This is a genomic window from Brevibacillus sp. SIMBA_040 (assembly GCF_046535075.1).
Taxonomy (GTDB): Bacteria; Bacillota; Bacilli; order Brevibacillales; family Brevibacillaceae; genus Brevibacillus.
In genome coordinates this window covers 1-401 of record NZ_JAWRXI010000068.1, presented here as the reverse complement: position 1 = coordinate 401, position 401 = coordinate 1, and the positions used below count along the sequence as shown (strand labels likewise).

General features: G+C 50.1%; 3 tRNA genes. All 3 read left to right on the top strand.

What is annotated here, in order from left to right:
• Positions 1-135: 135 nt before the first annotated feature.
• Positions 136-212, top strand: a tRNA-Met gene (locus SB752_RS31985).
• 1 nt (position 213) lies between these two features.
• Positions 214-287 (top strand) — tRNA-Trp (locus SB752_RS31980).
• A 41-nt stretch (positions 288-328) separates the two neighbouring features.
• Positions 329-401: transfer RNA gene (locus tag SB752_RS31975), tRNA-His, on the top strand.

The window sequence follows — 401 nt, the reverse complement described above, 5'->3', positions numbered from 1 at the left end:
AGGCCGAAGGGGACGGTTTGCTAAACCGTTAGTATGCGCAAGCGTAGCGAGGGTTCGAATCCCTCACTCTCCGCCATTTTTATTTTTACTATCAAAAAGTAAAATTTTTTTATTGAAGGATAGATGTTTTCTTGTGGCGGCGTAGCTCAGCTGGTTAGAGCGTTCGGTTCATACCCGAAAGGTCGGGGGTTCGATTCCCTCCACCGCTACCATAGGGGCATAGTTTAAAGGTAGAACGAAGGTCTCCAAAACCTTTGGTGTGGGTTCGATTCCTACTGCCCCTGCCAGAAGAACCTGTATCGGATGGCTAGCATAGATTATCATTATGGCGGTCGTGGCGAAGGGGTTAACGCACCGGATTGTGGCTCCGGCACTCGTGGGTTCAAGTCCCATCGATCGCC